Genomic DNA, 7,165 nt, shown 5'->3' with positions numbered 1-7,165 from the left:
GGGCGGGCCTCGGGGCGATCGCGCACCTCCGGCTGGGTTTCCATCACATTCAAAATGCGCTCCCCCGAGGCGGCGGCTTTGGCTAGCCTGCCGGTGTACTTGGCAAAGTTTTGCACGGGCTTAAAGGCGTTTTTGAGATAGCTCAAAAATACCAGCACATCCCCCGGCGTTAGGGCATCTTGAATGACCAGTCTGGCCCCAAACCACAGCACCAGGGCCGTGCCCAAGGCAATCACCACATCTACGCTGCGCTCCAGGTGGGCGGCGAGGCGCTTGGTTTCGACCACATCGCTGAGGCTGCGCTGGTTTTGCTGGGCAAAGGCGTCGGCAAAGGCATTTTCCAGCGACAGCGCCTGCACCAGCTTAATCGCCGCCAGCGATTCGGCTGCGGTGGCGGCCACTGCTCCCTCCCGCTTGCGCTGCTGGAGCGAGGCCCTGCGAATGCGTTTGCTAAAGCGTGTAGCCGCTAGCCCAAACAGCGGAAACGTTACCGTCGAGAGCAGGGCCAGCCGCCAGTCGAGCCAGACCATCACCCCCACCATCCCGACTAGGGTGAGCAGGCTCGACACCAGGGGCAGCGCGGCGGTAATCAGCACCTCCTGCAGGCGGCTGGCATCGCCGCTGACCCGCACAATCAGGTCGCCGCTGCGGGCCTGGGCATGGTAGCCCAGCGAAAGCCGCTGCAGGTGGCAGTAGAGCTGGTTGCGCACCTGGGTCATGACTCGACTACTGGCGATCGCCAGGCTGACCGTATTCCAGTAGGTAGCTACGGCCCGCAGCCCAGTTAGGGCCACCATCGCCACCACCGCCGCCGTCAACAGTAGGGCCGGATCCCAGGCAGAGAGCGGAGCTAGCCGGGTAGGGTTATCGGCCCGTGCGGGCACCAGCACGTAGTCAAAAATGACTTTCATAGGCCAGGGCTCTAGCACTCGCAAACCAACGTCGGCCAGCAGGGCTAGGCCTGAGACCGCCAGCAGCGGCCACTGGGTCTGAATAATAGGCCAAAAATAGCGCCCAAAATGCCACAGGCCGGGTACAGCATGGGTAAGAGGAGCGGTGGAGCGATCCATAGGGTCAATCACAAATTCAGCTTAGGATCGGTGCATTGCTGCGTGAATGCACCCTACGGGTGGGGGATTAACGATCGCCAAGATCTGCTCAGCTACTCCGTCCCAGGTGTGGTGAGCCAGAATGTGCTGCCGGGCCGATCGCCCCAGGGCGTAGCGCAAATCAGGCGATCGCCAGAGCCGCTCTAGGGCCAGCGCTAGGGCATTCTCATCGCCAGGAGGGCAACGCAGGCCGGTAACGTTATTCTTCACCAGGTGTCGCAGCTGGCCGATATCGCTGACCACTACCGGCAGCCCTGCCGCCATGTATTCCACTACTTTGAGGGGCGAAAAATAAAAGTCAGGGCTGGCTGGGTAGGGGGCCACGGCCACATCCATCTCAGCCAGCAGATCGGGAATGCGATCGGGGGGCACAGCGCCCGTGCAGCGAGTGACTGACTGGAGCTGCCGCTCGACCAGCTGAACCTCTAACGTATCGCGCTCAGGGCCATCGCCTACTATCAGCAGCCGAGCCTCAGGCACTCGCTGATGGAGCTGATCAAAGGCGTTGACCAGGTGAGACAGCCCGTGCCAGGGTTTAAGCGACCCCACAAACCCTACGGTAAAGGTAGACGACCGCAATTCAGTTACCGATGTCGGCATCGAGGATGGCGACCCAGCAAAGCGACGATGGTTTACGCCGTTGGGAACGACCCGCATCCGCTCGCCTTCCACCCAGCCCGTAAGATACTGCTTCACCTCGTCAGAAACAGCGATGATGGTGGTCGCACGCCGAAAAACCCGCTCGGCCACCCGCCTGGCAGCCTCGTGCTGGATCAGGCCGCGATGCTGTGCCTGTTCTTCAATCAGGGGAGCATTGACCTCCAGCAGCGCTGCAATGCCTTGGGCCTGAGCAAAGTCCATCGCGCCATAGCTCCATAGAGAGTAGCGCTCGTAGACAGCATCAAAGGGCTCCGCCCGTTCTAGGGCCGTGCGCAGGTGATCGTTGTTGGCGAGGGCGGCGGTTTCTCGCAGGGCCAGGTCGCCCTTGGGCACCGACGGCATGGCATGGCATGGCACATCGGCCAGATCTGCTGGGGGATCGTCGCCCCAGCGCACGGCAAACAGCTCTACCGTGGCCCCCTGGTGGCGCAGGGCGCGAATTACCTCCTGCACATGGATGGAGCAGCCCTTTTGGCCAAACACCGGGATGCCCGGATCGGCGCAGACGTAGGCAATACGCATAGTCAAATCTCTTAAAGCTGGGGCTGAAGCTGGGGCGCAGGGCAAACGTGAGTTCGCAGGGCAGCAGCATTTTGGGCGATGTCGAATTCGGATTCGATCAGCGATCGCGCCCTGTCCGCCAGATCCTGCCGGAGCCTCTCTTCGCTCAGCAGCCGCTGGAGTGCCGTTGCCAATCCTTCACTGTCGTGCTGGTTCACCAGCAGCCCGGTTTTACCATCGCGAATAATTTCGGGAATGCCGGTCACATCGGTGGCCACACAGGGGGTGCCTAGGGCCATCGCTTCGAGCAGCGCGGTGGGCAGCCCGTCGCGGTTGCCGTCAGCCCCAATAATATAGGGGGCCGCAAAGACAGACGCCTGCTGCATCAGGGTAAACACCTCCTGCTGGGGGCGAGGCCCCACAATTTCGACCCAGTCATCGAGGTGGAGGGTCTGGATCTGCGATCGCAGTTCTCCCTCCAGCGGCCCGGTGCCGACAATCTGGCAGGCAAACTCAATGCCTTGCTGCCGCAGCCGGGCGCAGGCATCGATTAAGTGAGATAGCCCTTTTTTCTCCACCAGGCGACACACCGAGAGAATAATGGGCGATCGCCCCGCCGGAGACTGAAACTGCAGCTCTGACAAATCCATGCCGTTGTAAATACGCCGCACCCGGCTGGCATCGGCCCCAAACTGCTGGCGCAGGTATGCCAAGTTGTAGTCGCTCACGGTCACCACCGAGGCGGCATCCCGCAGCTTGCGGCGCAGATCTTCGGGGTCTACCGACTCGTGAAAAATATCCTTGGCGTGGGCGGTAAAGCTGTAGGGCACATTGGCTAAGTGGGCCGCCAATCGGGCCACGCTGGTGGCCACACTGCCAAAATGAGCGTGCAGGTGAGTAATGCCCCGCTGGCGAATATCCTGGGCCAGCCACGCCGCCTGGTACACCACGCTAGAGCGCTCTGCGGCGGCGTAGCCCAGCTTGCCCCACAGGTCAGGAAACACCTTGGCCGCCTCCTTCAACTCTGCCCAGAAGTAGGTAGCCGAGTTGGGGGTCAGGGTCGCGATCGAGGGGTTGCTGCGTCCCTGGGCAGGCTTTTTTAAATAGGTCACCGGGGCGCGCACGCGCGAAATCTTGTCCTGAAAGTGGGTATCTGTCGGGGGGCGCAGGGCAAAGATGTGGACCTCGGCACCCGCTGCCTCGTGGGCCAGTATTTCGTTAACGATGAAGGTCTCCGAGTAGCGGGGGTAGCGTTTGACGACGTAGGCAATGCGGGGCATGGGGAGTGGATGAGTAGGGGAGTGGATGGGTGGGTGAGTGGATGGGTGAGTGAGCGGAATGGGGCAGATCAGGGAATGAGGGCAAGGGGGAGAGACGCTGAATTGATCTGGCTTGGTGATTGCGACGTTAAGAGGCTTGAGAATTGGGCAGGGTGTCAACCACCAGCAGTCGTCGTAGGTCGGCTACCAGGTTATCTAAACCACTGAGGTTAACGCTGGCCCTACCAGCGGGACGAATTGGCAGGGGCTGCTGGAGCCAGTCGGTCAGGGCGTGGGGGCTGAGCTGGGCGGGATGCAGCACAGCAATCAGACCGTGGTGGCGCAGGCGATCGGCCCGAATCCATTGTTCCTGGCGGGGGCTAGTGCGGGGCACGACCAGGGCTGGTTTTTGGTAGGCCAAAATTTCGCAGGTGGTGTTGTAGCCTCCCATCGCCACTACCCGACTGGCTTGCTCTAGCAACAGCGTCGGCTCGGTCAGGTAGTTGACCAGGCGCAGCTGGGGGTTAGCCATAGCCAGGGAGCGTAATCGCTGCTGCGCCTGGGCTGGCATAAAGGGGCCGGTCAGCAAAACGCCCACTGCCGCTGCCGGAAACGTTGCCTGGGCAAAAGCTTCGGCCAGGGTAAAGCCGTCTTGGCCACCGCCCACCTGGCACAGCACCAGTTCGCGATTGTCCTTTGAACAGGCTGCGCCAACGCTGGGCAGTCCCAGCTGCTGAACTTGGGTGTGAGCAGCCGCACTACAGTGGCGGGTGCGCGGATCGAGGTAGCCCAGGGGACGCATTTTAGCGGCGATATCGGCAGGAAAGCGGTACTCGCAGCGGGGATCATAGATCGCCGGGTCGCCGTAGATCCACACAGTGTCGTAGTAGCGACGAATCGCGGCCATATTCTCAGCCCGGTGCCAGTCGCGGCGCACAGTGGCGGGGGTGTCTAGCACATCTCGCAGGCCCAAAACACAGCGGGTGGGCAGGTGACGGCGAATATACTCCAGCGTGGCATCCAGCTCTCGTACGGCACCACGTGGCACGTTGTCCACAATCAGTACATCGGGCCGAAAGTTTTTGATGGTGGCTAAAATCAGCTGCGATCGCAGCCTGACAATCTCCTGCAGCTCTAGATTCAGCCGCCGCGACTGGTACTGTCCGTCGGCCAGCTTGGTGAGGGCGGGCAGGGTGAGGGTATCAATACCGGCAGATATCGGCATCGCATTGGCTTCGCCCATGCCGCTAATCAGCAAAATATCAACCTCCAGGCCCGCGCTGCCCAGGGCTTGGGCAACCAGCAAATTGCGCCGTTTGTGGCCCAAACCCATGGTGTCATGGGAGTACAGCACAATCCGCGATCGCTTCCCTCGCGACTTAGGCCTTAGGGCGCGATCGCGTCTGGCAGGAGGCTCTGCGATCGCTGGGCTGGCCAATGCTGGCACCAGGGGAGCGATCGGCTTCTGAGTTCGGTGCGGCGGGCACAAAATAGCCTCCTCAACATATAAAGCAGGGATTTAGCCATAAACTTCTCTTAAAGATGGAAAAAGCGGCACAAAAGTTCCAAAATCTCGCTCGTACGCCTTAAATCACTCTTTTACGCTTTTTTGAAGCTGGGTTCCCTACCGTTAAGCATGGATGACCGCTCTAAATGCTCTATGAAAGTCCCATGAGAACCTTCTCATCAAGCTGAACGACATCAACCCGAGTTTGTGCAGTAGTCATTTTGAAATTAGGTTGCTAAAGTAAATAAGCCTTACGGTTTGTAAAGAAAACATTAACAAAGCTTATCTGTGTAATGTTCAGTGATACCCAATTGGGCTGCCTTTAACGGTGGGGAGTTTCTGTGGCTATGTCTGCGATCACCATTTTTTGCGATTTCGACGGCCCGATTGCCGATGTTTCTGAGCGCTACTACGCTACCTATTGCCAGGGACTAGCGTGGGTACAATCCCAGGCTCAGCTCCAGGGTGATCAGGTGGCTGTTCGTTATTTATCAAAAACCCAGTTTTGGACCTTCAAGCAAAACCGCCTGCCCGACCGCCAAATTGCCCACTGGTCTGGGCTAGAGGGAGGCTATATCGACGCCTTTTTGGCCCAGGTTAGCCGCATTGTTAACCATGCCGCCCTGCTCGACTACGACCTGGTGCAGCCTCAGGCCCGAGCTGGGCTAGAGCTGCTGCAACAGTGCGGAGCGCGGGTGGTGCTGGTTACCCTGCGCCCCCCGGATCAGGTGATGCAGTTTTTAGCCCAGCACGATCTGCACTGGGCCATTAGCGATCTCTACGGCATGCCCCGAGTAGATGCTGCCTACAAAAATCAGGCTAGCCACAAGGTAGAACGCCTGGGGGCTGCGATCGCCACCCAGCAGCGCCAGGGCTACGACCTGCGTCACTCGTGGATGATTGGCGACACCGAGGCCGATATTATGGCCGGGCAAACCCTTGGCATTGACACCGTTGCCGTTGCCTGCGGCATTCGCAGCAGCAGCTACCTCCAGAGCTTTCGCCCCACCCACCTGCTGCCCGACCTCTGGACGGCCTGCCAAAAGATTCAGCAGCGGGCTATTTTAGCTCGCCAGCGAGGTTAGGCAATTTCTTCGATTCTGCCTCGATCGCTGGCTGAGCGGAGCCGAAGCCGCGATCGGGGCGAAGTCAAGGCAAAGAATGCTAAGAATCTGACGCGTACCGATCCCACCAGCGGTTGAGTGGATAGTACAGTGCCGGTGCCCATAGGCTGCTCAAAATAGCGGAGCTAAGCGCGATGCGCTGGTGATACAGCCAGATATTCCCCAAGGGTGGGTAGAGCGAGTCGGCAGATACCAACTGATTAAGACTAATTTGTAGCGCCAGTACAGTTTCGGCAATAACCGCCATCGCAAAGACAATCAGCGCCACCGACACAATGTCTTCCTGCAGGTAGCGCTGCTTTTGCAGTCGCGCCGTCAGCACGCCCACCACAATCAAGCTCAGGGTATGGGTAGGGTGGGGAGAGGTCATGGCATCTTGCAGCAGGCCCAGCACCAGCCCGGCCACCGCCCCCTGCCACTGGTTTCGCTTAATGCTCCAGGCCACTACCCAAATCAGCAGCCAGTGGGGCGCGACCCCTAGTAGCTCCATGCCCGGTATGCGGCTGGGCAGCAGCAGCAGGCACACTAGCACCGACGCTGCCGTCACCATGCTGTTGATGGCCCAGGGCTGTCGCCATACCGGCAAGGATGATACCCGTGCGACTAAGCTCATGGCCTGGCCCCGCCTGCTGGCATCGCACCGTTCTCAGAGGTAGCACCCGGTAGCACAGGAGCATCGACGGTTTCCTGAGGCTCAAAGGGGTGCACCATGGCCCATTCCAAAATAGATAGTGGCGACGATAGCTGAATGACCGCCTCGGGAGCCGGACTTTTGGTCAGGTCAATCGACTCGATCCGCCCGATTGGAATGTCTTGGGGAAACAGACGGCTGTAGGACGAGGTAACAATCACATCGCCGGTTTTGACATCGGGCAGTTTCTCAAAAAACTCTATCACCACCCGGTTGTTAGACTGCCCCCGCACCACACCCATAGCCCGGCTACGGCTGACCTTTGCCCCTACCCGACTGGTAGGGTCACTAATCAGCAGCAACCGGGAAGTAAT

General features: G+C 59.8%; 7 protein-coding genes. 1 reads left to right on the top strand and 6 read right to left on the bottom strand.

The annotated features are described in order from the left end of the window. The 4 genes from IQ273_RS28220 to IQ273_RS28205 form a co-directional block, all read right to left on the bottom strand. On the bottom strand, nucleotides 1-1,070 hold a 1,070-nt coding region (locus tag IQ273_RS28220), incomplete at its 3' end, for an ABC transporter ATP-binding protein (protein WP_194026444.1). A 21-nt stretch (nucleotides 1,071-1,091) separates the two neighbouring features. Next, on the bottom strand, nucleotides 1,092-2,291 hold the full coding sequence (locus IQ273_RS28215; protein ID WP_194026441.1) for a glycosyltransferase family 4 protein: 1,200 nt from the start codon (nucleotides 2,289-2,291) through the stop codon (nucleotides 1,092-1,094). Between the two features lie 11 nt (nucleotides 2,292-2,302). Beyond that, nucleotides 2,303-3,550: a glycosyltransferase family 4 protein gene (locus IQ273_RS28210; protein WP_194026440.1), complete on the bottom strand. Its 1,248-nt coding sequence runs from the start codon at nucleotides 3,548-3,550 to the stop codon at nucleotides 2,303-2,305. Nucleotides 3,551-3,677: 127 nt separating this feature from the next. Beyond that, nucleotides 3,678-5,018, bottom strand: coding sequence for a glycosyltransferase family protein (locus tag IQ273_RS28205; RefSeq protein ID WP_228054036.1), 1,341 nt, complete (start codon nucleotides 5,016-5,018; stop codon nucleotides 3,678-3,680). A 365-nt stretch (nucleotides 5,019-5,383) separates the two neighbouring features. Between IQ273_RS28205 and IQ273_RS28200 the strand changes: the two genes are divergently transcribed. Beyond that, complete coding sequence (locus tag IQ273_RS28200) at nucleotides 5,384-6,121, top strand: HAD family hydrolase (protein WP_194026439.1); 738 nt, start codon at nucleotides 5,384-5,386, stop codon at nucleotides 6,119-6,121. A 79-nt stretch (nucleotides 6,122-6,200) separates the two neighbouring features. On the opposite strand, the gene mreD is transcribed toward IQ273_RS28200, so the two are convergent. Beyond that, complete coding sequence (mreD, locus tag IQ273_RS28195; RefSeq protein ID WP_278000603.1) at nucleotides 6,201-6,773, bottom strand: rod shape-determining protein MreD; 573 nt, start codon at nucleotides 6,771-6,773, stop codon at nucleotides 6,201-6,203. Next, nucleotides 6,770-7,165: rod shape-determining protein MreC (locus IQ273_RS28190; RefSeq protein WP_194026438.1), on the bottom strand; the 396-nt coding region annotated here is incomplete at its 5' end. The genes IQ273_RS28190 and mreD, both read right to left, overlap by 4 nt.

The organism is Nodosilinea sp. LEGE 07298, from assembly GCF_015207265.1.
Classification (GTDB): domain Bacteria; phylum Cyanobacteriota; class Cyanobacteriia; order Phormidesmidales; family Phormidesmidaceae; genus Nodosilinea.
The sequence above is the reverse complement of the archived record's forward strand: the minus strand, read 5'-3'. Positions and strand labels throughout refer to the sequence as shown.